Source organism: Streptomyces sp. NBC_01304 (genome assembly GCF_035975855.1).
Taxonomy (GTDB): Bacteria; Actinomycetota; Actinomycetes; order Streptomycetales; family Streptomycetaceae; genus Streptomyces.
On the sequence record NZ_CP109055.1, the window covers coordinates 9,663,335 to 9,687,084 of the forward strand.

The window sequence follows — 23,750 nt, forward strand, 5'->3', positions numbered from 1 at the left end:
CCCGTTCAACTTGTTTGTTCAACTCGTTGACACGAGTCAATGCCGGTCATAGCTTTCCGGCGCAACAAGTGGTGTCTAACGGTGTGTCAAGTCGGTCTTGTCGCATAGTGCGTTCAAAGGCCGAACGCCGGCACGCCGCTGTGCCCGCGCCTAGAAGGAGTGATGACGGCTCATGTCCGACCCCGTGTCCCGGAGATCCGCACTGCGTCTGATGGGCGGCGCCATCACGGTCGCCGCCGCGGCCACCGCAGGCCTGTCCACCCCCTCGCACGCGGCCGCGCACGCCCACGGCCAGGGCCCGGCGGCGGGCCGCCGTGTCGAGGCGCTCATCGCCAGGCTTTCCCTCGTCGAGAAGATCTCCCTGCTGCACGGCGCCCAGGACCCCCAGGCCCTCGGCCAGGCCGGCTACGTCCCCGGCGTCCCCCGCCTGAACATCCCGCCCATGCGCCTCGCCGACGGCCCGGCCGGCGTCCGCGTCCAGGAGCACGCCACCGCACTGCCCGCACCCGTCCTGCTCGCCTCCGCCTTCGACCCCGAGCTGGCCCGTGCGTACGGCCAGGTCATCGGCAGGGAAGGCCGGGCGCTCGGCCAGGACGTGCTGCTCTCGCCCATGTGCAACCTGATCCGCACCCCGTACGCCGGGCGGAATTTCGAGACCTTCAGCGAGGACCCGCTGCTCACCGCCGACCTGGTCTCCCAGGAGATCAGGGGCATCCAGGGCGAGGGGCTCATCGCGACGGTGAAGCACTTCGCGATGAACAATCAGGAGCAGGACCGCATGTCGATCGACGTGCGGGTCGGCGAGCAGACCATGCACGAGACCGAGCTACGCGGCTTCGAGGCCGCCATCGCCGCCGGGGCGGGCTCGGTCATGGGCGCGTACAACAAGGTCAACGGCACCTTCGCCTGCGAGAGCAAGCCGCTCCTCACGGACGTCCTGCGGGATCGCTGGGGCTTCGACGGCTGGGTCATGACCGACTGGTTCGCCGCGCACAGCACCGCGCAGGCGATCGCCGCGGGCCTCGACATGGAGATGCCCGACGACTCCCACTTCGGCCCGGCCCTGCAGAAGGCGGTGGAGGACGGCAGCGTCCCGCAGGCCCACGTCGACCGCTCGGTGCGCCGCATCCTGAGCGTCATGGACCGCTTCGGCCTGCTCGACGGCAGCGCCCCCGACCGTCCCTCCCGCAACCCCGAGGCGGGCGCCGCGGTCGCCCTCGACATCGCGAAGGCCGGCGCCACGCTGCTGCGCAACGAGCGCGGAGCCCTGCCGCTGACCGGCCGCGCCGCCCGCAGCATCGCCGTGATCGGCCCCACCGGCGAGGTCCCCTTCGTCAGCGGCGGCGGCAGCGCCCACGTCATCCCCGACCGCGCCGAGAGCCCGCTCCAGGCGCTGCGCAAGCGGGCGGGCCGCGGCGCCGACGTCTCGTACGCGGTCGGCGAGGACCTGTTCGGCAAGCCCATCCCCAAGGGCGCCTTCAGCCCCAGGGGCTTCGACCCCGAGGGCCACGGCGTAGGCAAGAACGAGACGTGGACCTTCGACGGCACGATCGACATCGGGAAGGAGGACGAGTGGACGTTCGTCATCCACTACTCCGGTGAGCGCCCCGAAGTGCTGCTCGACGGCGCGGAACTCTTCCCCAAACTGCCCGGATACGGCGAGTACTTCAGCGGCGGCCTGGTCAGCGCCGCACCCGACGGGCTCATGGTGCGCCGCAAGACACTGGAGCTGCCCGCCGGGAAGCACACGCTCAAGATCACCGCGAAGGGCGGCGGCGAGGGGCAGATCTTCCGCCTCCGTCGGGTCACCGGGGCCACCCGCGCCGCGGACGTCGCCGAGGCCGTGGCGGACGCCCGGGCCGCGCACAGCGTGGTGCTCTTCGCCTACGAGGACGCGACCGAGGGCCAGGACCGCACCACCGTCGCCCTGCCCGGCCACCAGGAGGCCCTGATCGAGGCGGTGACCGCGGCCAACCCCCGCACCACCGTCGTCCTCAACACCTCGTCCGCGACCTCGATGCCCTGGCTCGATGCGACCGCCGCGGTGCTGCAGATGTACTACCCCGGCCAGGAGGGCGCCGCCGCGACCGCCGCGGTGCTCTTCGGCGACGCCGATCCCGGGGGCCGCCTGACCCAGTCGTTCCCGTCCGACGACACCGGCCACCCGACGGCCGGCAACCCCGGGCGCTATCCCGGCGTCGACGGTCGCGAGGAGTACTCGGAGGGCATCCACGTCGGATACCGCTGGTACGCCGCCGAGGGCGTGGAGCCGCTGTTCCCGTTCGGACACGGCTTGTCCTACACGACGTTCGCGTACGCCGACCCGACGGTGCACGCCACCCGGGACGGGCTCGCGGTCGGCTTCACCGTGCGCAACACCGGGCACCGCACCGGCATCGAGGTCGCCCAGATCTATCTGGCACCGTCGCCCGAACTCACCCTCGATCAACCGGAGTCGGCCCTCGCCGGATACCGCAGGCTCAAGCTGCGGGCGGGGGAGCGGCGCCGGGTCACCGTGCATGTCACCAGGCGCTCGCTGTCCTCGTGGGACGCCGAGCGGCACGACTGGGTGCTCGGCACCGGGCGCCGCGAGGTGCGCATCGGCTCCTCGTCGACGGATCTGCGGCTGACGGCCCAGGCGAAGGTGGGTGGCCGGTCATGAGCGGTCGGATACGTTCCCTCATATCCGGTACGGCCCTACGTTCCTGGGGGCGCCCGGCGACGCTGGCGGTGGCCACGCTGCTCGTCGCCGGGGCCCCGGCCCCCGCGGCGGCCGCCGGTTCCGCGTCGCCGCCCCGCCAGACGGTCGTGGCGACCGACGCGGGCCTGGTCCGCGGCGCGGCGACCGCCGAGGGCCGACAGTTCCTCGGCATCCCCTACGCCCAGCAGCCCGTGGGGAAGTCGCGCTGGAAGGCGCCCCGCCCCGCGAAGGACTGGCACGGCGTACGGGACGCCACCGGGTTCGGCAACCGGTGCGTGCAGACCCGGAGTTGGGACCCCGGCTATGAACAGCCCAGCCACACCGAGGACTGCCTCGACCTGAACGTCTACAGCCCGGACGGGCACGGCGCCGTGCGGCGCCCGGTCATGGTGTGGCTGCACGGCGGCGGGCTCGTCGCGGGCGCCGGCGAGGACATCGTGCCGGACACCTTCGCGCGGCGGACCGGCGCGGTCGTGGTGACCGTCAACTACCGGCTCGGCGCGATGGGCTTCCTCGCCACCGCGGGCCTCGACGGCGAGGCGCCCGACCGGGTTTCCGGCAACTACGGCTTCCTCGACCAGCAGGCGGCGCTGCGCTGGGTGCGTACCAACATCGGCCGCTTCGGCGGCGACCCCGGGCGCGTGACCATCGCGGGCGAGTCCGCGGGTGGCGGCTCCGTCTGCACCCAGCTCGCCTCGCCCACCGCACGCGGCCTCCACCGGGCGGGCATCATCCAGAGCGGCGCGTACGGCGACTGCGCGGCCCGCGAGCAGAAGCAGGCAGTCGCCGACGGGGCCGCCTTCGCCGCGAAGCTGGGCTGCCCCGCGCCCGGCGGCGACGCGAAGGCCTCCCTGGCCTGCCTGCGCGGCAAGTCCGCGAAGGAGATCCTCGACGCACAGGCCGGATTCCGCTGGGCGGGCGTGGTCGGCGGCGACTTCCTGCCCGAGCAGCCGGCGCGGGCCTTCGCGCGCGGCGCGGCGGCCGGGGTACCGGTGATGAACGGGGCCAACCAGGACGAAGGCACTCTCTTCGCCTTCGGCGAGTACGACGCCCAGGGCAAGCCCCTCACCGCGCAGGAGTATCCGGCGGCGCTGGCCCGGCAGTTCGGGCCGGTCCAGGGCGGCAAGGCGCTGGCCCGCTATCCGCTGGCCTCGTATCCCTCGCCGAGCCTCGCGTACGGCACCGCCATCGGCGACCACTTGATGGCCTGCCCCGCGCTGCGCCTCGACCGCACCCTGGCCGGGCGCGGCAAGGTGTACGCCTATGAGTTCGCGGACCGTACCTCGCCGCCGTTCGCCTCGCTGCGGAACATGGGCACGAAGTTCGCCTTCGGCGCGACGCACGTGAACGAAGTGCAGTACCTCTTCAAGCACTTCGGCCTGGAGACTCCGCTCAACGCCGAGCAGCGGGTCCTGGCCCGGCAGATGGTGCAGTACTGGGGCTCCTTCATCCAGGGCGGACCGCCGCGCGCCGAGGGCGGGCCGGTCATGCCCGACGGACCCGGCGGACGCGTTCTGTCGCTGCGTACCGCCTCCGCCGGATCCAGCGTGATCAGCACCTCCGTGCACCGTGAGCACCTGTGCGACCTCTGGGACGCGGCCGACACCGTGTGATCCAGTAGGCTGCCCGGCGTGCGCGGGGTCCTGTTCCGTCGTCCACTCACAGGACGGACGGGAATGTGACGACAGGACCCGGGGGAAGCGCACGCCGGGCAGAAGCACAGGCACAGGGAGGACCGGCGTTGCACGTCCAGGAGTGGCTCGAGACCGTACCCGCGGTGAGCATCTACATCCTGGTGGGGGTGGTCATCGGAGTGGAAAGCCTCGGCATTCCGCTGCCGGGCGAGATCATCCTCATCAGCGCCGCGCTGCTGGCCTCGCAGAACGGCGAGATCGACCCGTTCATCCTGGGCGCCTGCGCCACCACGGGAGCCATCGTCGGCGACTCCATCGGCTATGCGATCGGCCGCAAGGGCGGCCGGCCGCTGCTCGCCTGGCTGGGCAAGAAGTTCCCCAGACACTTCAGCGAGGCGCACATCGCCACCGCTGAGCGGTCCTTCCAGAAGTGGGGCATGTGGGCCGTCTTCTTCGGCCGGTTCGTCGCCCTGCTGCGGATCTTCGCGGGCCCGCTCGCGGGCGTACTGCGCATGCCGTACTGGAAGTTCGCCGTCGCCAACGTCTTCGGCGGGGTGTTGTGGGCGGGCGGCACCACGGCCGTCATCTACTACATCGGGGTCGTCGCGGAGTCCTGGCTGAAGAAGTTCTCCTGGGCCGGACTCGCCCTCGCCGTGGCGATCGGCCTGGCCTCGATGCTGTACGTCAAGCGCCGCACGAAGAAGGCGCATTCGGCGGCGCGGGCGGCGGAAACGCTGCCGCCGCCCGTGGCCGCCGAGTAGGCGGGGTCTCAGCCCTCGTGGGCGGCGCGGTGCTGCTTGGCCAGCTCGGTGTACATCAGCGCGTTGAGCTTGATGCCCTCACGCTCCTCGTCGGTCAGCGGCCTGCGCACCTTGGCGGGCACACCGGCGACCAGGGAGCCCGGCGGCACCTGCATGCCCTGCGGGACGAGGGCCTGGGCCGCGACCAGTGAACCGGCGCCGATCACCGCGCCGTTGAGGATCGTGGCACCCATGCCGATCAGGCAGTCGTCCTCGACCGTGCAGCCGTGCACCGTCGCGTTGTGGCCGACCGAGACGCGCTCGCCGATCGTCACCGGGTAGCCGGGGTCGACGTGCACGGTGCAGTTGTCCTGGATGTTGCTGTCGGCGCCGAGCACGATCGGACCGCAGTCGGCGCGCAGGACCGCGTGGTACCAGAGGCTGGCACCCGGCTTCAGCGTCACGTCGCCGACCACGACGGAGGTGGGCGCGCAGAACGCCTCCCCGTCCACCTCGGGGTCCTTGCCGCCGACCCCCGCGATCAACGCCTGCTCTGCCATGACGTGCTCCTGCTTCTCAAGTTCCGAGTTCCGTCGCGCCTGAGGGAACCGTAAGCGACGCAGGCGGCCGGGGGAGCGGTGGGGTGAAGATCACAGGTCGCCGCACTCTTGGGTGCGGGCCGCGCTGAGTACCGTGTGCAGGTGCCGAAGGACAGGAACACGTTCTCATCTCTGGCCGCGCGGCGGGATTCTCTGGCCGCCTGGCGCGGCCGTGCGGTCACGCGTGCCGTCCAGGCCGGCTGGCGCTGGGTGCAGCGGGCGGGTGCGGTGACGGCCGACCGCCCCGGCCGGCTGCGCTTCGCCGCGATCGGCGCGGGAACCAAGCTGGCCTTCCCGCAGGGCACCGTCTTCGGCGAGCCCTGGATCGAGCTGGGCCGGCACTGCATCGTGGCCGAACAGGTCACGCTGACCGCGGGGATGATGCCGGATCTGGACCTCGGGCCCGAGCCGATCCTGCGTATCGGCAACGGCGTGGTGCTGGGCCGCGGCAGCCATGTCATCGCCGATACGACGGTGACGATCGGGGACGACTGCTACTTCGGCCCCTATGTCTACGTGACGTCCACGAACCACAGTTACGACGATCCGCATCAGCCCGTCGGCAAGCAGTGGCCCCGCATGGAGCCGGTGGAGATCGGCGCGGGCTGCTGGATCGGGACGAACGCGGTGATCCTGCCGGGCGCCCGGCTCGGCCGCAATGTCGTGGTCGCGGCGGGCGCGGTGGTCCGCGGCGAGATCCCCGACCACGCGGTGGTGGCCGGGGCGCCCGCCCGGGTCGTGCGCACCTGGGACGCGGAACAGGGCTGGCAGCCGCCGCTGCGTACGCCGGCGCCGGTGCCGATCCCGGAAGGCATCACGCCCGAAGAGCTGCTCGCGCTGGCTGAGTTGGAGGACCTGGACGGGTCAGCGGCAGGCCAGTAGGTCGTACGTTGACCGCTCAGGTCGTACGCTGCCGGCTCAGGTCCTACGTCGCCCGCCCGCCCGGCGATGACGCGCGCTCAGCCGCTCGCAAGCAGCACCGTGCCCACCAGCGCGAGCCCCGCGCCCGCCGCCTGCACCGCCTTCAGGCGCTCCTTCAGCAGGCCGAGCGCGGCCAGTGCGGTGACCACGGGGTAGAGCGAGGAGAGCACGGCGGCCACGGTGACCGGACCGGCCTGCGCGGCCATCGAGTAGGTGCCGTTGGCCGCCACATCGGCCAGGCCCACGAAGGCGAGTGCGGGCAGCGCGGCCCAGATCACCTTCATGCCGCCCTCCTCGGGCAGGGCGCTCGCGCCCCGCTTCACGGAGACGAACAGGGCCGCGCCGCCCGCCGCCACGTTGGTCACGCGCTGGATGAACAGGGCGAGGAAGAGCCCGGTCAGGTTGGTGGACGCCTCGGCGATCAGCGCCATCACCGCCCCGAAGCCGAATGCCGCGAGCAGCGTGAGCAGGATGGCCTGGCGCTGCACCGGGGCGCCGCGGAACTGCGGTCCGCCCGCGAGGACGATGCCGACCACGGCCACCGCGATGCCGCCGTACTGCAGCAGGCCGGGCCGCTCGCCCAGGATCAGCCCCACGCCCACGGGGACCGCGACACCCACCGAGCCGAGCGGCGAGACGACGCCCATCGGGCCGAGTGCGAGGGCCTTGTAGAAGGCGAGCATCGCCACCGGACCGACCGCGCCGGCCGCAACGGCGAACCACAACTGCGGTCCCCACTCGCTCCACCCGCCGGTCGCCACGACGACTCCGCCGAGCACCACGACCGCGACGCACTGCGAGACCACGACCACCGTGAGGGCCGGGATGCGTCGCGTCAGCAGCCCGCCGCCGAAGTCGGCCAGCCCCCAAAGGAGACTGGTGGCCAGGGCGAAGATGGCTGTCATCGGGAGACCTCGCAGTAAAGTGCAGTGTGTTGAACGCTTCGGTACGCTCCGGTTCACCACACAGTAGTTCAGTGCAGTGGACTGTGTCATCCAAAATCTTGGACTGAATGGACGGGATGTGTCTGACCTCGATCAGCTCACGCAGTCGCTCGCGCGCAATCTGAAGCGCTGGCGCGGCGAACGCGGCTTCACCCTGGACGCGCTCGCGGCCCGTGCGGGCGTCAGCCGGGGAATGATCATCCAGATCGAGCAGGCGCGCACCAATCCCAGCGTGGGCACCACGGTCAAGCTCGCCGACGCGCTGGGCGTCAGCATCACCACGCTCCTCGACTACGAGCAGGGCTCCCAGGTCAGGCTGGTGCCCGAGGAGCAGGCCGTCCGGATGTGGTCCACGGACGCGGGCAGTTACACCAAGCTCCTGGTCGGCACCGAGACGCGAGGCCCCTTCGAGCTGTGGGACTGGCGCCTGATGCCGGGCGACGGCAGCCAGTCCGACGCCCACCCGGCGGGCACGGTCGAGCTGCTCCATGTCACCGCGGGCGAACTCACGCTGTCGGTGGACGGCGTGGACCACGCGGTGCCGGCCGGTACGTCCGCGACCTTCGAGGCGAACGTGCCGCACGGCTACCGCAACGACGGCAAGGACCCGGTCGAGATGACGATGGCCGTGTCCATCCCGCCCGCCCGCTGAGCCGTCCGCCCCCGGGCGCCCCGCTCGCCCGCTGAGACACCCGGGCGGCGTGGCGGCGGGCGTTGTTAACGTGCCGTCATGCGCGCACCACTTGGGAACTTCGACGACGCCCGGCCCGCCCCCGACTGCCTCGACCTGCTGACCCCTCCGGTCGCCGAGGCGGTCCGCCACTGGCGCGGCACCGTACCCGCCGAGCAGATCGTGTACGTCGACACCGATCCGGAGATCGCCGACACGGCCGTCTTCGTCGAGCACTACGGCCCCGAACTGCTCGACCAGTCCGCGAACTGCGTGGTCGTCGCGGGCAAGCGCGGCGGCGAGACCGGCCTCGCCGCATGCGTGGTGCTCTCCCGCACCCGGGTCGACGTCAACGGTGCGGTACGTCGCCAACTCGGCGCCCGCAAGGCCTCGTTCGCCCCCATGGACCTCGCGACCGGCGAGACCGGCATGGAGTACGGCGGCATCACGCCGATCGGCCTGCCCGCCGAGTGGCCGCTGCTTGTGGACGCCGCGGTCGTGGACTCCCCGTACGTCCTGATCGGCAGCGGCCGGCGGCGCGGCAAGCTGATCGTGCCCGGCAAGCTCTTCGCGGAGCTTCCGGGAGCCGTCGTCCTCGACGGGCTCGGCGTCGCGGCCGGCTGACCTCAGGCGCTGTCCGGCCGCGCCCCGAACCGCTCGCGCACATCGGGGCGTTGGGCCAGCCGCTCCGGGAACCCCGGCCCCATTTCCCCGCGTACGGCACCGGCCTTCAGCGGCTCTCCGCAGTGCTCGCACACCACCACCGCACTCGTGGTGTGCCCGCACTCCTCGTGCCGCAGCGTCACCGGAGGCCCCTGTGGACCGGACAGCCAGCGGTCGCCCCACGCCGTGAGGGCCATCAGCACGGGGTAGAAGTCCCGGCCCTTGTCGGTGAGGACGTACTCGAACCGCTCGGGCCGCTGCTGATACGGCACCCGCTCGAGCAGTCCCTCCTCGACCAGGCGCTGCAGCCGGACCGTCAGCGTGTTGCGGGCCAGGCCCAGCGAGTGCTGGAAGTCGTCGAAGCGCCGCACCCCGTAGAAGGCCTCGCGCAGCACCAGGGGAGTCCACCAGTCGCCGAGCAGGTCCATGGTGCGGGCGATGGAACAGGGCCAGTGCGCAAGGGAAGTTCGCTTCACCCGGTCCACGATAGAGGGTTGTTCAACGGGACCCACCCCGATACCGTCCAGTAAGTTGCTCTACAGGACTTACTCGGCCGGGAGTGCCCAGATGACCGAAGCAGCGAATTCCTCCGCAGTGAACTCCTCCACGCAGTGGCGTACGTCCGCCTGCATCCTCTGCGAGTGCAACTGCGGCATCGAGATCCAGCTGGACGGCCGCCGCCTGGCCCGCATCCGCGGCGACAAGAACCATCCCGCGTCCGCCGGTTACACCTGCGAGAAGGCGCTGCGCCTCGACCACTACCAGAACGGCAGACACCGCCTCACCTCCCCGCTGCGCAGGCGCGCCGACGGCACGTACGAGGAGATCGACTGGGACACCGCACTGACGGAGATCGCCGAACGCCTCACCGCGGTCAAGGAGTTGCACGGCGGGGAGCGGATCTTCTTCTACGGCGGTGGCGGGCAGGGCAATCACCTCGGCGGGCTCCACACCCGCGCCCTGCAGTCGACGCTCGGCTCCCGCTACTTCTCCAACGCCCTCGCCCAGGAGAAGACCGGCGAGATGTGGGTCGACGGCAAGCTGTACGGCGCCCACACCAAGGGCGACTTCGAGGAATCCGAAGTCGTCGTCTTCCTCGGCAAGAACCCCTGGCAGTCCCACAGCTTCCCGCGCGCCCGGCCGACGCTGCGCGAGATCGCCAAGGACCCGGCCCGCACGATGATCGTGCTCGATCCGCGGCGCAGCGAGACCGCCGAGCTCGCCGACATCCATCTGCAGGTCAGGCCGGGGACGGACGCGTGGTGCCTGGCGGCGATGCTCGCCGTCCTGGTGGAGGAGAAGCTGCTCGACCGGGCCTTCATCGACGAGCACACCGTCGGGACGGAGGACGTCGTCGGCGCGATCGGCGAGGTCCCGGTGGCCGACTATGCGGCCCGCTGCGGCGTCGACGAGGAGCTGATCCGAGCCGCCGCGCGCCGGATCGGGACGGCCGCGTCGGTGACGACGTACGAGGACCTGGGCACCCAACAGGCCCCGCACAGCACCCTGGTGTCGTATCTGAACAAGCTGCTGTGGATCCTGACCGGCAACTTCGGCCGCCCCGGCACCATGTACCTGCACTCGGCGTTCGCCCCGCTCACCGGGCCCTCGGCCGGAGGCAAGGGCAAGGGCGGGCGGGGGAGCCGTACGCCGGTGACCGGAGCGAAGATCATCGCGGGCCTGGTGCCCTGCAACTCCATCGCCGAGGAGATCCTCACCGAGCACCCCGACCGGCTCCGCGCGATGTGGATCGAGAGCGCCAACCCGGCGCACTCCCTGGCCGATTCGAAGTCCTTCGTCGAGGCACTGGACGCGCTCGACCTGGTGGTCGTGGTCGATGTGGCGTTCACCGAGACGGCCCGGCACGCGGACTACGTGCTGCCCGCGGCCAGCCAGTTCGAGAAGTGGGAAGCGACCTTCTTCAACTCCGAATTTCCGCGAAACTCCTTCCAGTTGAGGCCACCCGTCCTCGACCCACTGCCGGGCACGCTGCCCGAGCCGGAGATCTACGCACGGCTGCTGCGCCTGCTCTCGGCTGCGGACGAGGCGCTGAAGACGCGGCTCACGTCGGCCGCGCACACCTCGCGGGGGGCGTTCGGGCAGGCCTTCTTCGACGCGGTCGGCGCCGAGCCGGGGCTGCTCGGGATCGCCCCGTATCTGCTGTACGAGACGCTGGGGCAGGCCCTGCCGGACGGGCAGCGGGCGGCGGCGCCGGTGTGGGGCCTCGCCCAGCTGTGTGCCATGACGTACCCGGAAGGGGTGCGGCGGGCCGGGTTCGCGGACGGGGACGAGCTGTTCGACGCGATCCTGGCGACGCCGGCCGGAGTGACCTTCACCGTCGACGAGTGGGACGACGTGTGGTCGTACGTGCGACGGGACGACGGGCGCTTCACGGTGGGGATTCCCGAACTCACCGACTGGCTGCGATCGTTGAGCGAACCGGAGGCCGCCGGGCCCGAGTCCGGGGACTTCCCGCTGGTCCTGTCGGCGGGGGAGCGGCGCTCCTTCACCGCCAACACCATCTACCGCGACCCGACCTGGCGCCGCCGCGACGCCGAGGGCGCGCTGCGGATGAGCCCGGACGACGCGTCGCCACTGGGACTTGCCACGGGATCCCTTGCGCGGGTCGTCACCGAACGGGGCAGCGCCCGGGTGGTGGTCGAGGTCACGGACACCATGCGCTCCGGACACATCTCGCTGCCCAACGGGCTCGGCGTGGACCACCCGGAGCACGGCGTGGTCGGGGTGGCGCCGAACGAGCTGACGTCGCTGCACCACCGCGATCCGGTGGCGGGGACGCCGTGGCACAAGCATGTGCCGGCCCGGGTGGAGGCCGTCTAGGCTCAGGCCGCATGGGACACGACGGTCGCTTTCAGGACTCCCGGCGCGGGCTCGCCCACTACGCGGACCTGCTGCTCGTGGTCTGCCCGCGCTGCGGCGGCCGGGCCTCGGTCGTGCCCCGGCCCGGGCTCCCCGAGCTGCGCTACGACACGGAGCTGCTGTACCGGCCGAGGCGACTGGTGTGCGCGGGGTGCGGTGCGATGCGCGAGTGGACCGCCGAGCGGCGCGGCAATGCGCTGGTCGGGATCACCCTGGGCGGGCCCGACGAGCCGTTCTTCGGTCTCCCGCTGTGGCTGCAGGTCCCGTGCTGCGGCCAGGTCCTGTGGGCGTACAACGCACGCCACCTCGACGTGCTCGACGAGTACGTCGCCGCCGGTCTGCGCGAACGTACCGGCTGGCCGGCGATGAGCATGCTGGACCGGCTGCCCGCCTGGATGAAGACGGCCGGCAATCGCACCGAGGTGCTGCGGGGCGTCCAACGGCTGCGCGCCCTGGTCGACTTGAGCGCGCCTTCGGACCGGCCGAGCGCGGCCGCCCCGCGGCCGGACCGGGCCACGGGCCAGGAACCGGCCGGCTCGCCCTACTTCAGGTCGCCCTACTGATGGATCGCCGCCGCGTCGGCAGCTGGATCGGCATCGGCACCCGTCAGCGGGAGAAGCGGCATCGGCACCCGTCAGCAGGAGAATCGGCCTCGGCACCCCGTCGGCGGACAGCAGAAACCCCGCCGCACCGAGGGGAGTCGGGGCAGCGGGGTTCAGTCTGCGGGCTGGGCGATCAGGCCACGATCCAGTCGCTGGTCGCGATCACGGGAGTGACCCCGTCGCGGTGGATCGTGCCCTCGATCAGGCCGTACGGGCGGTCCGCCGCGAAGTACACCTCGTTGTCGTTCTTCAGGCCGAACGGCTCGAGGTCCACCAGGAAGTGGTGCTTGTTGGGCAGGTTGAGGCGGACCTCGTTGACCTTCGGGCAGTTGTCGAGGACCCGGTCGGCCATCGCGTGCAGCGTCTGCTGCAGCGAGTAGCTGTAGGTCTCGGAGAACGCCTCCAGCTGGTGGCGCTTGGCCTTGTTGTACTGCGCGTCCCAGTCGGTCGACTCGTCGGCCGCGGCCACACCCGAGTAGGCCCAGCGCGAGGTGACCTTCGTCGCCAGGATGCGGTCGTACGCCTCCTGCAGCGTCGTGTACTTGTCCTTGATGTAGCCGTGGAACTCGGAGTTCGTCGAGTTCATCACGGTGAGGTCCTTCAGGCCGGAGATGACCTGGAGCTGACCGGTGTACTCGCTGAACGTGACCTGCGCGGTGCGCACTTCCTGGCCCTTGCGGACGAAGGAGTGCTGCTCCTTGCGCGTCGGCACCGAGATCCGCTCCCAGGCGAACTCCTCGACGCGGATCTGCGCCTCGTGGATCGGGTCCTGCGAGTTCACGAAGTGCTTGGCGAGCAGGATCGCGAACTGCTCGGGGGACTCGACGCTGTGCTCCTTGGCGAACGCGTACACCGTGTTCTTGGTGGTGTCGGTCGGCAGGCAGTTGGCGTTGTCACCGGTCAGGTGCACATCGCGGAACTCGCCGCGCAGGGCCACCGATACGTTCAGGTCACGGATCTCGGCCCACGAGCCGTCGTTGCCCTTGCGGGTGACCTTGACGATGCGGTTCTCGGCCTTGCCGTACTGGTTCTGCGCGAGGATGTGCTTGCTCATGGTGGTGTGCCTCCGGGTACGTGGGTCCGTGTGAGAACAGATCCCGTACGCCCGGCGTCCGGCGCTCCTCCCCTCGTGGGAAGCGCCCCCCGCCGTCCGGCCCCGGTTCTTCAAGGAAGGGCCGCCCCGGGACTGACGTGCATCCCGGTCCGTAGGTGCTGTGCGGTGGTGCTCAGTACTTGGTACTGGTTCTTTGGTGCAGGTTCTTTGGTGCTGACAGGGATTTGAGCATGATCGCGAGGCTCGCGGTACCGGGCGAATCCTCCGAGAAATGCGGCCGGGGCTTGGGGCTTCCCTCCAAGACGAGCCGGCCGAGCTCAGATCGTCCCCACCTGCCAGGCGCCGCGTACCCCCAGGTCACCGGGGTGATCCGGCACATGGACCGGGATGTTCACCCGCTCCCTCAGGTGGTCCTCCAGGCCGTACAGCCGGGCGCCCTCGCCGCACAGCACCAGGCCCCGGTCGACCACGTCGTCCACCAGCTCCGCGGGGCTGTCGGCCAGCAGGGAGAGGGTGATCCGGGCGATGCCCTCGAAGGTGTCGCGAGCGACGCGGGCGAGCTCGGCGGCCGGAACGTTCCGGGTGTCGGGGAGGCCCCGCTGCAGGTCCTGGCCGTGCACGGGGACGGTGCCGGTCGTCGCCAGGGACTCGCCGATCCGGACCTTGGCCCGCTCGGCCTCCGCCGCGCAGACCACGAGCCCGTGGCGGCGGCGCAGGAAGCGCATCAGGGCGGTGTCGACGGTCGCGCTGCCCACCGCGGTTCCGCGGGTGGAGATCACGTCTCCGAAGGAGAGCATCGCCGCCGAGGTCCGGTCCGCGCCCACGTCCACGAGGAGCGCACCCGCGGGTTCGTCGAGGGGTATGCCGGCTCCGGCGGCCGCGGCGAGGGACTTCGGCACCAGGCGTACGTGGCGCAGTCCGGCGCCGTGACAGACATCGAGCAGGGCCTGCGCCTGCACGCTGCCCGCGTCGTCCGGCAGGCAGACCGTGCCGCCCGCGGTCTGGGTGCGGCTGTGCGGGGCGGCGTCACGCAGGGCGGTGCGGAGCAGCTGGGCCGCGACGGAGGTGTCGGCCACCGCCCGGTGGGCGACGGGGCGGACCACGCGCAGTCCGTCGGGGCGGCGGTCCTGCACGGCCAGGGCGCGGGAACCGCGGGCACATATGCGGCCGTCGGGGTCGACCGCGGCTATCGCCGGTATCCGCACCACGGACTCGGCGTGGGCCGAAAGGACCCGCAAGGTCGCGCTGCCGACGTCTATGGCGAAATCCCGTGCTGTGCCGCGCATGTGGCTCTCCGCTCAGTCGACTCCGCCGTGTACTCGACGCTGGCATACGTGGGGCGGGGTGGCGACTGATGGTGGCCCGATGGGGGTGGGGGTGTCCTGCCAGGTGGGCGGGGCGGGCGTGGCCGGTGCTGGATACGTGGCGGGGTCGGGCCGGGTCGGGGATGGCGGTCGGCTGGGCGGAGCCGGTGCTGGTCGCGTGCGCGTACAGCCACGCCGGGCGCCGGCCACGTCGTGTCGTGGACAGGTCGCGGACGACGGGCGGTCCGGGCGCATCCGGTGCCAAGCCCGCCTCGGCGAGGAAAGGCGGCCGGGCGCACCGGGTGCCGGGAACATGGCGCGGCCAGGCCGGTGACGACAGGCGGCCCGGTGCGCCCGGCACTAGCCTCGGATCATGAGTCCGAGCGCGACGCCCGCCCGTTACACGGTCCTGCTGAAGCCCCAGCTCACCGACGCCGACGGCCACACCGACCACGGCGGCGCCCTGCGCTCGGCCACGGTCGCCGCCACGGGCGACTTCGGTGCGAGCGGCTTCCCCCGCTTCGAGGGGGACGGCGTGCAGGCCGACATCGACCCGGAGACCCATACGGTCGAAGCGGTCACGGTGGACGGGGGCGAGCTTCCTTACGGCTGGGTCGCCGAGGTCGCCGACGACAGCGGGGACTGACCGCCGCCCACCGGACGAAGGCCGGCCTGCCGCTCAATTCGAGGCCGCCACGTCCGCCGGCACGCACAACTCGCCCACCATGCGGAAGAGCGCCAACTCGTTGCCCGCGAAACCGCCGGCCTGCAACGCCCGGTCGGCCTCTGCCAGCGGCACCGCGAGCAGCGGCAGCGCGGCCTCGGGATGGGTGGCGTCGGCCAGGGCCGCACGCGCGCACTGCAGGAGGCGCAGATATGCCTGGGCGGCCGTGCGCTCAAGATCCGTCATCGAAATCTCCTCCTCGAGTCCTTGACCGGTCAGTCTCTCGCGTGGCACTGACAATGGCCGTTGAGCAGGCCCGGAGGGTCCACCGCACGGCGGGGACCCGAACTCGCGCCCGGGGCCACCGGATCGGATGTGCGCAGCCGCGGCGGAACATGAACTGCTCCCGTCCCGCGGGTGGCTGGGCTCGGCGCGACAAGGCGGGGATCGCTGCGAATACTGATCACGAGGCCGGCAGCACGCCGCCCTCGCACCGCCCGCCACGATGCACCACACCAGGAGCCGCCACCGTGCGCACCCATCTCGGCAAGGCCGCCGGCACGCTGGCCGCCGCATTGCTGGCCGGTCTGTCGGCCGCCCCCGCGGCCGACGCCGCGGACCCGGTCCCGGTCGACCCGGGCGTCTCGTGCCACGGAGGTGTGGTGCGGATGAGCCTCAAGCCGGGCCTCATGTTCGGCAACAGGCAGCAGACGTGGACCGGCTCAGGCCTCACCACGGGGTGCACCTCGACCGACCCTCGACAGAGCGTGTCGGCCGCCGAAATCTCCTTCTCCGGCAACGGGAAGGGTTCCTGCCTGCCCGCCCTCGGCATCCCGAACGCCGAACTGACGGGCTCCATCCGGTGGAGCGTCCCGGGGCGGGGTGACGCCAAGCCGGTCAGCAAGGTGCGCGGCACGGCCCGGCTCGGCGCGACGGGCGCCGTCTTCGAAGGGGTCGTCACCGACGGCCTGTACGACGGCAGCAAGGTCCACGCCACGGCCGACTGGGAGCTGTCGACCAACCTCGCCGAGGCCGTCGTCGGTTGCTTCACCTCCGGCTACATGGACGTGAGCGGCACCTGGGACCACCTCGTCGTGGACGTGGCCTGACCGGACGACAGGGCCGTACGGCCAGGGCATCGAAGCCAGGGTCAGCGTTCGGTCCCCGACTCCTGCTTCATGGCCCGGGCCTCGCTCCGGAAGATCCGCATGGACTTGCCCAGTGCGCGGGCCGTCTCGGGCAGCTTCTTGGAGCCGAACAGCACGATGACGACGAGCGCGACGATCAGCACATGCCAGGGCTCCAGCCCATTGCGCAACACAGCGCCTCCAGTGGGTATAAATCGGAACTATCCGACCGCAGGCTACCAAGCGGTCATCGAGCGGAGACCGGGGGGTGGTCGCGGGGTGGCAGGGCTCAGCCGGAGCCGACCGCATGGTGCGGATCGCCCGGAATGTGGCCGCCCAACGCCCGTGCCGTGGACGGGAGTTGTCGCCTCCGGGTGATGACGAGAACGCCGGCAAGGCTGAGGTAGACGTACGTCAGGACCTGGCGGGCCGACTCGTCCGGCAGGGCGAACTGCACGGCGAACAGCGCGAGCAGCCCCACCGCCTGCCACGGACGGAAGCGCAGATCGAGCAGGACGGCCACGGCGAGGGCGGTCTGCGCGGCGGTCAGCGCGACCTCGTCGACCTGACGGGTCACCAGTGGCAGCGACGAGGCGCCACCGCCCAGGGCGTGCGCGAGCGGCAGGCAGCCCACCAGGAGGGTCCACTGGTTGACCTTGCTGGAAAGCAGCGCGCCCAGACCGTCACTGGCCCGCAGCCGCCAGGCGAAGACGACGGCGACGATGAGTTCGGGCGCCTCGGAGGCGAGCGGGGCCAGCCACTGCACCAGCAGGAACCGGTCGATGCCGAGTGAACTGCCCGCATCCACAAGGCCGTTGGCGAACGGCTCCGCGCAACTGAAGATCACCGCAATGGCGCCGGCGAAGAGCAGCGCCGTGGCGGTACGTCGCCGCACCTTGGGCAGCGCCGCGAGGCGGGCCGGCACGCCCTCCAGGTCCTCCAACTCGGTGGAGCCGCACCGGCCGATGCGGTAGAGGTAGTAGCCGTACCAGGGGATCACCAGGAGCGCGACGTACCAGCCGATCTCCCTGGTCAGCGGCATCACGAAGGCGAACACCGCGGCCACGGCGAGGAAGGCCACATCGATGCGCCGATGGGGTTCGAGGGCGATGACGGCCTGCCCGCCCGGCGACTTCCCGCGGCGCACCGCGAGCCAGGTCGCCAGGGCCACCAGCGGCCAGCCCACGCCGACGAGCAGCCGGTTCGCGCCGGTCATGTTGGCCGCCGCATACGCCGCGTACTCGGGGCGGCTGCCGGAGACGTACGCGAAGTAGAGGTCGACGGCGTACTCCGGCAGCACCGCGATGAACGCGAGCAGCGCCAGGGCGAGTGCCCCCGCCATGTCCGCGCGCGCCGTCTCCGCGGCCCACATCAGCAGGAGCGCCGAGCACAGCACCCCCAGCCCGAACACCGCCACGGCGGCGCCGGCGGACAGTTCCGCACCGGTCAGACGCAGGACGACGGCGGGCAGCGCGCCCGCACAGGCCAGCGCGATACGCAGGGCCACGGCCCCGGCGCTCGGCGGTGTGCTCCGCACTGTCGGACCGGACACGCCCTGCGGCGCAGGCTGTTCCACGGCTCTCCCTCGGGGAAGTGATCCCCCCTGGCAGGGGCACCCTAGAGCCGGCTCGCCGCCGGCGCGTGGACGAGGCGCGACGGCGCGGCGTCGGCGGGCAGTCCGATGAGTCGGCGGCAGTCCGCTAAGGAGTCGTGCTTTCCTCGCCGTCCCTTTCGTCCTTTCCGCCCCTGCCGTGCCGGTGCGGCAGGGCGTCCAGGTACGGGGAAAGCGTGGCCGCGGTCACGGCGCTGCGCAGATAGTTCTTGGCATGGTGAAAACCGAACAGCGCGCCGACCACGCTCGTGTGGTCGAGGTGCACGCCGTCGAAGACGTTGGCGAGCCCGGGCGGGACAGCCACCGGATCGCCGGGGTCGGCGAGGTTCACCCAGCGTGCCGCGCCCGCGGGCCGGATTCCCCGGGCCGCCGGCGACGCACCGGCCGGAGCCGGGTCGAGGCGCTCGAACACCACGCCCGGCATGGCGAGCGGCGACCCCAGGGTCAGGAACAGCTCGACGCCGGCGTCCGGCGTGGCATGCAGCGCTTCGTAGGCGACGACCGACCCCAGGGAGTGCGCGACGACCACCCGAGGGCGGTGTCGCACGATCCGCGCGGCCACCTCGTCGCGTGCCGCGACGCGTTCCTTGCCGTCGACGGCCCGCAGATAGGTGGCCACTTCACCGAAGAGCAGCTGCACGAAGATCCGCAACGGCCCCTCCGCCAGGTCGAACCGTCGGGCGATCCAGGACGTCAACTGGCGTACCGGAAGCGTCAGATGGCCCTGTGCGGGCGGACGGCTCATGCCCAGCGCACCGGCCCAGCTCTCCATCATCTCCTGGGCCAGCGGATCCGCCAGGACCTGGGAGGGGCCGAGCCCTTGTGCGGGCGGGCCCGTGGCGGCGTCGAGCCTGTCGGCGTAGTAGGCGAAGTCGACATCCAGACGCTCCGGGTCGACGTCGAGCCCGGCGGCCAGGTGCCCCGTCCAGGCCGTCGCCCGGAGGCGCCGCCGCTCTTCGCGCTGGGCGATGGTCAGGCCACGCCCGAAGCTGTTGCCGACACCGTGTACCGCCACCACGGCCAGCGGAGCAACGACGGCGGAACTCTCGGTCATCAAAGCCTCCGCAGCAAAGGGGATATGTCGAGGACGGCCACCTCACGGCCCATCCCGACCAGGACCGTTCCGTCCGGCAGGACGTCGAGGGCGTACGCCGCTTCCGGCAGTGCATGGGTGGTCAGACAGGTGCCGTCGGTCAGATCCCACACCCGCAGGGCACGGTCGTCCCCGGTGACCAGGAGCGGTCGGCCCCCGACGTCGGTGGCGGACAGGGTGTGCACGAGGGGGGTGTGCCCGGACAGGAGGTGCGTCGCCTCGCCCGAGGCCAGGTCCCACACCTGGACCGTGCCGTCGTGGCAGCCGACGGCTGCCAGCGGACGTCCCTGCCAGGACAGGGTGGCGACCACACGCGGCCATCCGCGCACCGGAAGGCGCCGGGAGCGCCGCGAGCGTCGGGAGTGCCCGGTGTCCGCGAGCACGAGGTCGTGCACCTGCGCCGATCCGTCCAGATGGGTGCCGATCACCTGGGCCCGGTCGCCGGCAGCGACGACCGCCACGTCCCAGATCGCCCCGGCACCCGGGGAGATGCCGCTGAGTAGTACGCCCGTTGCCAGGTCCCACAGCCGTATCGTCCCGTCCGCACATCCGGCCACCGCGCACGGCCGCCCGCCGACCGGCGCGACGACGACGCGGCGCACACCGCCGGTGGCTTCGCTGAGCACGCGCACCGTGCTGCCGTCGGCGAGGTCCCAGAGCCGCACCGTGCCGTCGTCGCCTCCGCTGACCGCGCAGGCACGCCCGTCGAGACGGGTCAGGGCCACCGACCGCACCCAGTCCGTGTGTCCGGTGAGCGTGGCCGTCACGCGGCCCGTGGACAGCTCCCACACCCGCACGGTGGCATCGTCGCTCGCGCTCACCGCACGGTCCGAGGCGGGGCACGCGGCCACTGCCCGTACCTGCCCCGTGTGCCCGGAGGGCTCCTTCCGGGGTCCCGGCGCCGCCAGGTCCCACAACCGAAGGGTGCCGTCGTCGCCGCCGGTGACCAGATGCCCGGTGCCGCGTATGTGCAGGGCGGAGATGCCGCGGACAGCCGAGGTGTGGCCCGTGAGGACTTGCCGCAACCGGCCGGACGACACGTCCCACACCCGCACTTGACCGTCCGCGCCCCCGGCGGCGGCGAGCGCCTGCCCCCGTACACCGGGAGCGGCGAGAGCGGGCGAGCCGCCGCCCGACCCGGGCAGCGCGCCGAGCAGTCGGCCCAGGAACGGGTCCCAGACCGAAGCCGACCCGTCCGCCGAACCGACGACGGCGAGCGGCCGGTCCGCCTCTCCCTCTGCCTCTGCCACTGCCACGACGCTCCGGATCGGCCCGCCACGGCTGCGGGCCGTACTCCTGATGTCGCCCGTACGAAGGTCATGGACGGTGATGGCACCGTCCAGGGTGCACGTCATCGCGTATGCCAGGCCGTCGTGGCCGAAGGCGGTCAGCGCCCCCAACCGGTGTACCTGCCCCGGCAGTTGGCGGGGCGGTGCGCGGTGGGCGAGCAGTTGCACGAGCATGGTCCCGTCGGCGCCGACGGAGACCACGAGAGCGTCACCTTCCCAAGGGAGCACGGCGACATGGGTGATCTCGCCCTCGTGGCCGCCGAGACGGTCGGGCCGGCCTCCCCGGTGCACGTCCCATCGCCACAACGCGCCGCCCGCGGTGCCGATCACCGCCCAGGGGCCGGCCATGGCCAGGGCCGTCGCGTCATCGTTGCGGCCGGGACGCTCGCGCAGCGGGGCACCGGTGGCGAGGTCCCAGAGCGTCACCGAGCCGTTGGTGCCGAGTGCGACGGCGACCGGGCGCCCGTCGGGGTCCTCGAGCGCGGCGACCGTACGCACCCGGAGCGGGCCGAGCGGCACCGAGCGCAGCAGGGCGGTCGAGACCTGTTGCCCGGTGGCCCAGCGCACGGTCCAGTCCCGGTCCGCGGGCAGTTCGCCGCGCAGCTCGCGGTGGCCGAGGCGTTCGGCGGCCAGCGTCAGCAGCTGGCTGCGCTCCCGCTCGGCCGGAGCGCCGTGCAGGGTGGCGGAGTGCCGGTAGACGGCCGCGCTGAGCCGCGCCTGCGTCGAGCGTGCCTCGTGCAGCACCGCGCCGATCGCTTCGGGCTCCGCGTGCAGCAGGAATCCGGGTTCCGCGAGCAGCGAGTCCAGGCTGCCCGCGTCGACGGCATGCCGGGCCAGATGGCGCAGCAGGTAGGGATCGGCAAGGTGCCAGAGCGGGCGGTCCGCCCCGTCCCGGGGCACGACGTGCCGCAGCCGCTGGAAGAGCCGGTCGGCGGCCGGGGCGTCGGCGGAGGTCATGGTGACGCCTCCTTCCCCTGCCGCTCTTCCTGCTTCCCCTGCGGCTCTTCCTGTTGCGTCGGCTCTCCCCGGTCTCCCGGGGTGGGGAACGCGGGGGGCAGCGTGCGCAGTTGGTCGGCGAGGCCTTCGTGGAACAGCCGGTAGAGGGTGGTGCCGTCGGTGTCGACGTCGCGCCTCAGGTAGAAGCGGGCCGGTCCGTCGAGCAGCACGTGCAGCTCCCTGGCCGGCACCGGCGGACCGTCGTCCGGGCCGGGTGCGAAGGCCCGTGCCGCGTCCGCCAGGACGCGCTCCGGCATGCCGCGCCCCTGCGCGTAGGCGAGCGCGGTCAGCACCGGCAGCAGGTCGCTCTGGCCTAAGTGGCGCCTCAGGTCGAGTCGCAGGAGCTCCAGCAGACTGCGCGGTGCCCGCAGTCCCAGTCTGCGGGCCGCCGTGATGTCCCCGTCTCCGGCGCCCAACTGGCCGGTCGCCAACAGGTAGTGGACGTACAGCCCGGCGGTGAGGAACTCGCCCCACGCCAGCTCGTCGTCCCGCCCGGAGCCGGAGCCGGAGCCGGAGCCGGAGCCGGAGCCGGAGCCGGAGCCTGGGCCCGAGCCGGACCGGTCGCGCGATGCGGCTTTGCCGGCGGTCAGGCGCCGGGCCACACCGTCGGCCAGCGCGCCGCGCACCTCGCGCAGGGCGCCTCCCGCGTAGGGAGTGTCGTGCTCCAGCAGACTCTCCACGTACTCGCGCACCCCGGCGCGTACCTGCCCGGCCGGGATCGCGTCCAGGTCGGTGACCAGGCCACGCTGCCCGGCGAGTGCGAACAGCTCCCGCAGACCGTCCTCGGCGCGGGCTCCGATCACCATCCGGAGCAGCTCCGGATCCTCCAAGGCCCGCCGGGCCAGCGGCACGAGCAGCACGGACGCGATGTCCTGCGGCTCCTCGGCCTCGTCGAGAGCGTCGATCACCAGGGTCAGCGGGACGCCGTCGCGGGTGTCGGCGACGAGTCCGGCGAGGTACGCCGCGGGCCCCAGGTCGGCGGCGGACCCCGTGGTCGCTGCCGCCGCCGGACGGACCGCCCGGATCTGCTGTTCCAGGGAGCGGACCAGCTGGTCGAGGGTCAACCGCCGTGCGTGGACGACGAGCAGGCGGTCGTTCTCGCCGGGCCGGCTGCGCAGATGGTGCCAGAGCCCCCGGGTGGCCTTGCGCAGCGCGGGATGCGCCGCGCACACGAGGACGCCGAGCAGCGCCGACTTCCCGACCCCCGGCTTGCCGGTGACGACCCGCAGCGCGGGGCCGCCACGATCCAGCCACTCCGCGAGTTCCGCGACCTCTCGCTCCCGGCCGGAGAAGTAGCCGTACTCCCCTTCCCGTGCCACCGGATGGCCGCCGGACGCCCGGCGCCGGAAGTGCTCGGGGTCGCCCGCCCATTCGGTGAGTCGCGCGATCTCGGGCGGCACGTCGTCGGGCAGCCGGACGGCCGCGCCCGGCCGTAACTGCTCCCCGTGCGACGGGTTGGGGAAGAACGGCAGGTCGACGTCGACGTGGCTGGGAACGAGACTGGTGAGGATGCGCTGCACAGGTCCCTGGTCCAGGTCCACCAGACGGCTCAGAACCCGTTCGATCTCCTGATAGACGGTCTTCGGCGGAATGTGCGGCAGCGAGGGGTCGGTCCGCAGTTCGCCCGCCCGGTAGCGGTGCAGCACCTGCGCCGCGGCCTGGCTCAACCGGTATCCGAACGCCTGCTCGTGCGCCCCCGTCGCAGCAAGTACCCAGGCACGGCGCTCCGTCACGTCCTGCCGCGCGTGCCAGGACTCCACCGCGGCCTGGCCCGCGTAGCAGACGTCGAGGATGAACAGGGTCAGCGGCCGGGGGCGTCCGGGGTGGTCCTCGATGAGCTCGATCCAGTGGGTGACGGGGACCGTGAGCCGTTCGCCCCGGGGGTCGAGGACGTAGAGCTTCTCGCTGCGGTTCTCGGCGAGTTCGCCGTGGCCGACGATGTGCACGACCAGGACGTCGATGTCCTTGGCCGTCACCGCTGCCTCGATCGCCGCCCGGTGATCCGCCGGGTCGGGGAGCTCGGGCCGGAGGTTCTCGTAGCGGAAGTGGCCGAGGGCATCGGCGACCCGCTGCGCGTGCCCGGGCGCCTCCTCGAGCATGTCGAGCCCCAGCCGTGGCGACATGCCGTCCTCGTCCGGGGTGAGCGCGATGCCCAGGGCGAGTACGGCATAGCGCCACCGGCCATGCGGGCCCTCGGCACCCGGCCCGGCCGTCCGACCCGTTCCGTCCAGCACGGTTCCTGCCATCCCCCTCCCCG

The 23,750-nt window shown here is 72.1% G+C and carries 21 protein-coding genes; 10 read left to right on the top strand and 11 right to left on the bottom strand.

Annotated elements, in window-relative coordinates; translation table 11 throughout:
- The first annotated feature begins 172 nt into the window (after positions 1 to 172).
- From OG430_RS43045 to OG430_RS43055, 3 genes are all read left to right on the top strand, one after another.
- On the top strand, positions 173 to 2,662 hold the full coding sequence (locus OG430_RS43045; protein WP_327358103.1) for a beta-glucosidase: 2,490 nt from the start codon (positions 173 to 175) through the stop codon (positions 2,660 to 2,662).
- Entirely contained in the window at positions 2,659 to 4,314 is a 1,656-nt protein-coding gene (locus OG430_RS43050; protein WP_327358104.1) for a carboxylesterase/lipase family protein, read from the top strand. The genes OG430_RS43045 and OG430_RS43050 overlap by 4 nt, the downstream gene beginning before the upstream one ends.
- Before the next feature lie 128 nt (positions 4,315 to 4,442).
- Entirely contained in the window at positions 4,443 to 5,096 is a 654-nt protein-coding gene (locus OG430_RS43055; protein ID WP_327358105.1) for a DedA family protein, read from the top strand.
- 8 nt (positions 5,097 to 5,104) lie between these two features.
- Here OG430_RS43055 and OG430_RS43060 read toward each other — a convergent pair whose 3' ends face one another.
- A complete protein-coding gene (locus tag OG430_RS43060; protein WP_327358106.1) occupies positions 5,105 to 5,635 on the bottom strand; it encodes a gamma carbonic anhydrase family protein in 531 nt (176 codons plus the stop codon).
- A 141-nt stretch (positions 5,636 to 5,776) separates the two neighbouring features.
- On the opposite strand from OG430_RS43060, the gene OG430_RS43065 reads away from it, so the two are divergent.
- Positions 5,777 to 6,556, top strand: coding sequence for an acyltransferase (locus OG430_RS43065; RefSeq protein WP_327358107.1), 780 nt, complete (start codon positions 5,777 to 5,779; stop codon positions 6,554 to 6,556).
- A 77-nt stretch (positions 6,557 to 6,633) separates the two neighbouring features.
- On the opposite strand, the gene OG430_RS43070 is transcribed toward OG430_RS43065, so the two are convergent.
- Positions 6,634 to 7,500 carry a DMT family transporter gene (locus OG430_RS43070; RefSeq protein WP_327358108.1) on the bottom strand — a complete coding sequence of 289 codons (867 nt, stop codon included), beginning with the start codon at positions 7,498 to 7,500 and terminating at the stop codon, positions 6,634 to 6,636.
- A 118-nt stretch (positions 7,501 to 7,618) separates the two neighbouring features.
- Between OG430_RS43070 and OG430_RS43075 the strand changes: the two genes are divergently transcribed.
- Both OG430_RS43075 and OG430_RS43080 read left to right on the top strand, forming a co-directional pair.
- Positions 7,619 to 8,191: a helix-turn-helix domain-containing protein gene (locus OG430_RS43075; RefSeq protein WP_327358109.1), complete on the top strand. Its 573-nt coding sequence runs from the start codon at positions 7,619 to 7,621 to the stop codon at positions 8,189 to 8,191.
- Between the two features lie 78 nt (positions 8,192 to 8,269).
- Positions 8,270 to 8,833: a YbaK/EbsC family protein gene (locus tag OG430_RS43080; protein WP_327358110.1), complete on the top strand. Its 564-nt coding sequence runs from the start codon at positions 8,270 to 8,272 to the stop codon at positions 8,831 to 8,833.
- A 2-nt stretch (positions 8,834 to 8,835) separates the two neighbouring features.
- On the opposite strand, the gene OG430_RS43085 is transcribed toward OG430_RS43080, so the two are convergent.
- Positions 8,836 to 9,348, bottom strand: coding sequence for a winged helix-turn-helix transcriptional regulator (locus tag OG430_RS43085; RefSeq protein WP_327358111.1), 513 nt, complete (start codon positions 9,346 to 9,348; stop codon positions 8,836 to 8,838).
- Between the two features lie 91 nt (positions 9,349 to 9,439).
- Between OG430_RS43085 and OG430_RS43090 the strand changes: the two genes are divergently transcribed.
- Positions 9,440 to 11,713 (top strand): molybdopterin-dependent oxidoreductase, encoded by a 2,274-nt coding sequence (locus tag OG430_RS43090; RefSeq protein WP_327358112.1) that lies wholly within the window; start codon positions 9,440 to 9,442, stop codon positions 11,711 to 11,713.
- A gap of 11 nt (positions 11,714 to 11,724) precedes the next feature.
- Positions 11,725 to 12,315, top strand: a complete 591-nt coding sequence (locus OG430_RS43095; RefSeq protein WP_327358113.1) for a hypothetical protein — start codon at positions 11,725 to 11,727, stop codon at positions 12,313 to 12,315.
- Between the two features lie 172 nt (positions 12,316 to 12,487).
- Here OG430_RS43095 and pucL read toward each other — a convergent pair whose 3' ends face one another.
- Together pucL and OG430_RS43105 are read right to left on the bottom strand one after the other, a co-directional pair.
- Entirely contained in the window at positions 12,488 to 13,408 is a 921-nt protein-coding gene (gene pucL / locus OG430_RS43100) for a factor-independent urate hydroxylase (protein WP_327358114.1), read from the bottom strand.
- 317 nt (positions 13,409 to 13,725) lie between these two features.
- On the bottom strand, positions 13,726 to 14,694 hold the full coding sequence (locus OG430_RS43105) for a rod shape-determining protein (RefSeq protein WP_327358115.1): 969 nt from the start codon (positions 14,692 to 14,694) through the stop codon (positions 13,726 to 13,728).
- Positions 14,695 to 15,085: 391 nt separating this feature from the next.
- Between OG430_RS43105 and OG430_RS43110 the strand changes: the two genes are divergently transcribed.
- Positions 15,086 to 15,358: a hypothetical protein gene (locus OG430_RS43110; RefSeq protein WP_327358116.1), complete on the top strand. Its 273-nt coding sequence runs from the start codon at positions 15,086 to 15,088 to the stop codon at positions 15,356 to 15,358.
- Positions 15,359 to 15,391: 33 nt separating this feature from the next.
- Here OG430_RS43110 and OG430_RS43115 read toward each other — a convergent pair whose 3' ends face one another.
- Positions 15,392 to 15,622, bottom strand: a complete 231-nt coding sequence (locus OG430_RS43115; protein WP_327358117.1) for a hypothetical protein — start codon at positions 15,620 to 15,622, stop codon at positions 15,392 to 15,394.
- 284 nt (positions 15,623 to 15,906) lie between these two features.
- On the opposite strand from OG430_RS43115, the gene OG430_RS43120 reads away from it, so the two are divergent.
- Positions 15,907 to 16,485, top strand: coding sequence for a hypothetical protein (locus OG430_RS43120; protein ID WP_327358118.1), 579 nt, complete (start codon positions 15,907 to 15,909; stop codon positions 16,483 to 16,485).
- A gap of 41 nt (positions 16,486 to 16,526) precedes the next feature.
- On the opposite strand, the gene tatA is transcribed toward OG430_RS43120, so the two are convergent.
- The 5 genes from tatA to OG430_RS43145 all read right to left on the bottom strand — a co-directional run bounded on the left by tatA (position 16,527) and on the right by OG430_RS43145 (position 23,739).
- A complete protein-coding gene (gene tatA / locus OG430_RS43125) occupies positions 16,527 to 16,697 on the bottom strand; it encodes a Sec-independent protein translocase subunit TatA (RefSeq protein WP_327358119.1) in 171 nt (56 codons plus the stop codon).
- Positions 16,698 to 16,792: 95 nt separating this feature from the next.
- The gene (locus OG430_RS43130; protein ID WP_327358120.1) at positions 16,793 to 18,079 is read right to left on the bottom strand and encodes a sodium/calcium exchanger protein; all 1,287 of its coding nucleotides are present in this window, start codon (positions 18,077 to 18,079) and stop codon (positions 16,793 to 16,795) included.
- A gap of 124 nt (positions 18,080 to 18,203) precedes the next feature.
- Positions 18,204 to 19,169 carry a serine peptidase gene (locus OG430_RS43135; protein WP_327358121.1) on the bottom strand — a complete coding sequence of 322 codons (966 nt, stop codon included), beginning with the start codon at positions 19,167 to 19,169 and terminating at the stop codon, positions 18,204 to 18,206.
- Positions 19,169 to 21,454: a WD40 repeat domain-containing protein gene (locus OG430_RS43140; RefSeq protein WP_327358122.1), complete on the bottom strand. Its 2,286-nt coding sequence runs from the start codon at positions 21,452 to 21,454 to the stop codon at positions 19,169 to 19,171. The genes OG430_RS43135 and OG430_RS43140 overlap by 1 nt, the downstream gene beginning before the upstream one ends.
- Positions 21,451 to 23,739 (bottom strand): ATP-binding protein, encoded by a 2,289-nt coding sequence (locus tag OG430_RS43145; protein ID WP_327358123.1) that lies wholly within the window; start codon positions 23,737 to 23,739, stop codon positions 21,451 to 21,453. Before OG430_RS43145 ends, OG430_RS43140 begins: the two co-directional genes overlap by 4 nt.
- Positions 23,740 to 23,750 lie beyond the last annotated feature (11 nt).

Coding starts and splice junctions, on each gene's coding strand:
- OG430_RS43095 (WP_327358113.1), top strand. CDS start 11,725: ATGGGACACGACGGTCGCTTTCAGGACTCCCGGCGCGGGCTCGCCCAC.
- OG430_RS43045 (WP_327358103.1), top strand. CDS start 173: ATGTCCGACCCCGTGTCCCGGAGATCCGCACTGCGTCTGATGGGCGGC.
- OG430_RS43060 (WP_327358106.1), bottom strand. CDS start 5,635: ATGGCAGAGCAGGCGTTGATCGCGGGGGTCGGCGGCAAGGACCCCGAG.
- OG430_RS43140 (WP_327358122.1), bottom strand. CDS start 21,454: ATGACCTCCGCCGACGCCCCGGCCGCCGACCGGCTCTTCCAGCGGCTG.
- OG430_RS43080 (WP_327358110.1), top strand. CDS start 8,270: ATGCGCGCACCACTTGGGAACTTCGACGACGCCCGGCCCGCCCCCGAC.
- OG430_RS43145 (WP_327358123.1), bottom strand. CDS start 23,739: ATGGCAGGAACCGTGCTGGACGGAACGGGTCGGACGGCCGGGCCGGGT.
- pucL (WP_327358114.1), bottom strand. CDS start 13,408: ATGAGCAAGCACATCCTCGCGCAGAACCAGTACGGCAAGGCCGAGAAC.
- OG430_RS43090 (WP_327358112.1), top strand. CDS start 9,440: ATGACCGAAGCAGCGAATTCCTCCGCAGTGAACTCCTCCACGCAGTGG.
- OG430_RS43070 (WP_327358108.1), bottom strand. CDS start 7,500: ATGACAGCCATCTTCGCCCTGGCCACCAGTCTCCTTTGGGGGCTGGCC.
- OG430_RS43050 (WP_327358104.1), top strand. CDS start 2,659: ATGAGCGGTCGGATACGTTCCCTCATATCCGGTACGGCCCTACGTTCC.
- OG430_RS43110 (WP_327358116.1), top strand. CDS start 15,086: ATGAGTCCGAGCGCGACGCCCGCCCGTTACACGGTCCTGCTGAAGCCC.
- OG430_RS43115 (WP_327358117.1), bottom strand. CDS start 15,622: ATGACGGATCTTGAGCGCACGGCCGCCCAGGCATATCTGCGCCTCCTG.
- OG430_RS43105 (WP_327358115.1), bottom strand. CDS start 14,694: ATGCGCGGCACAGCACGGGATTTCGCCATAGACGTCGGCAGCGCGACC.
- OG430_RS43135 (WP_327358121.1), bottom strand. CDS start 19,169: ATGACCGAGAGTTCCGCCGTCGTTGCTCCGCTGGCCGTGGTGGCGGTA.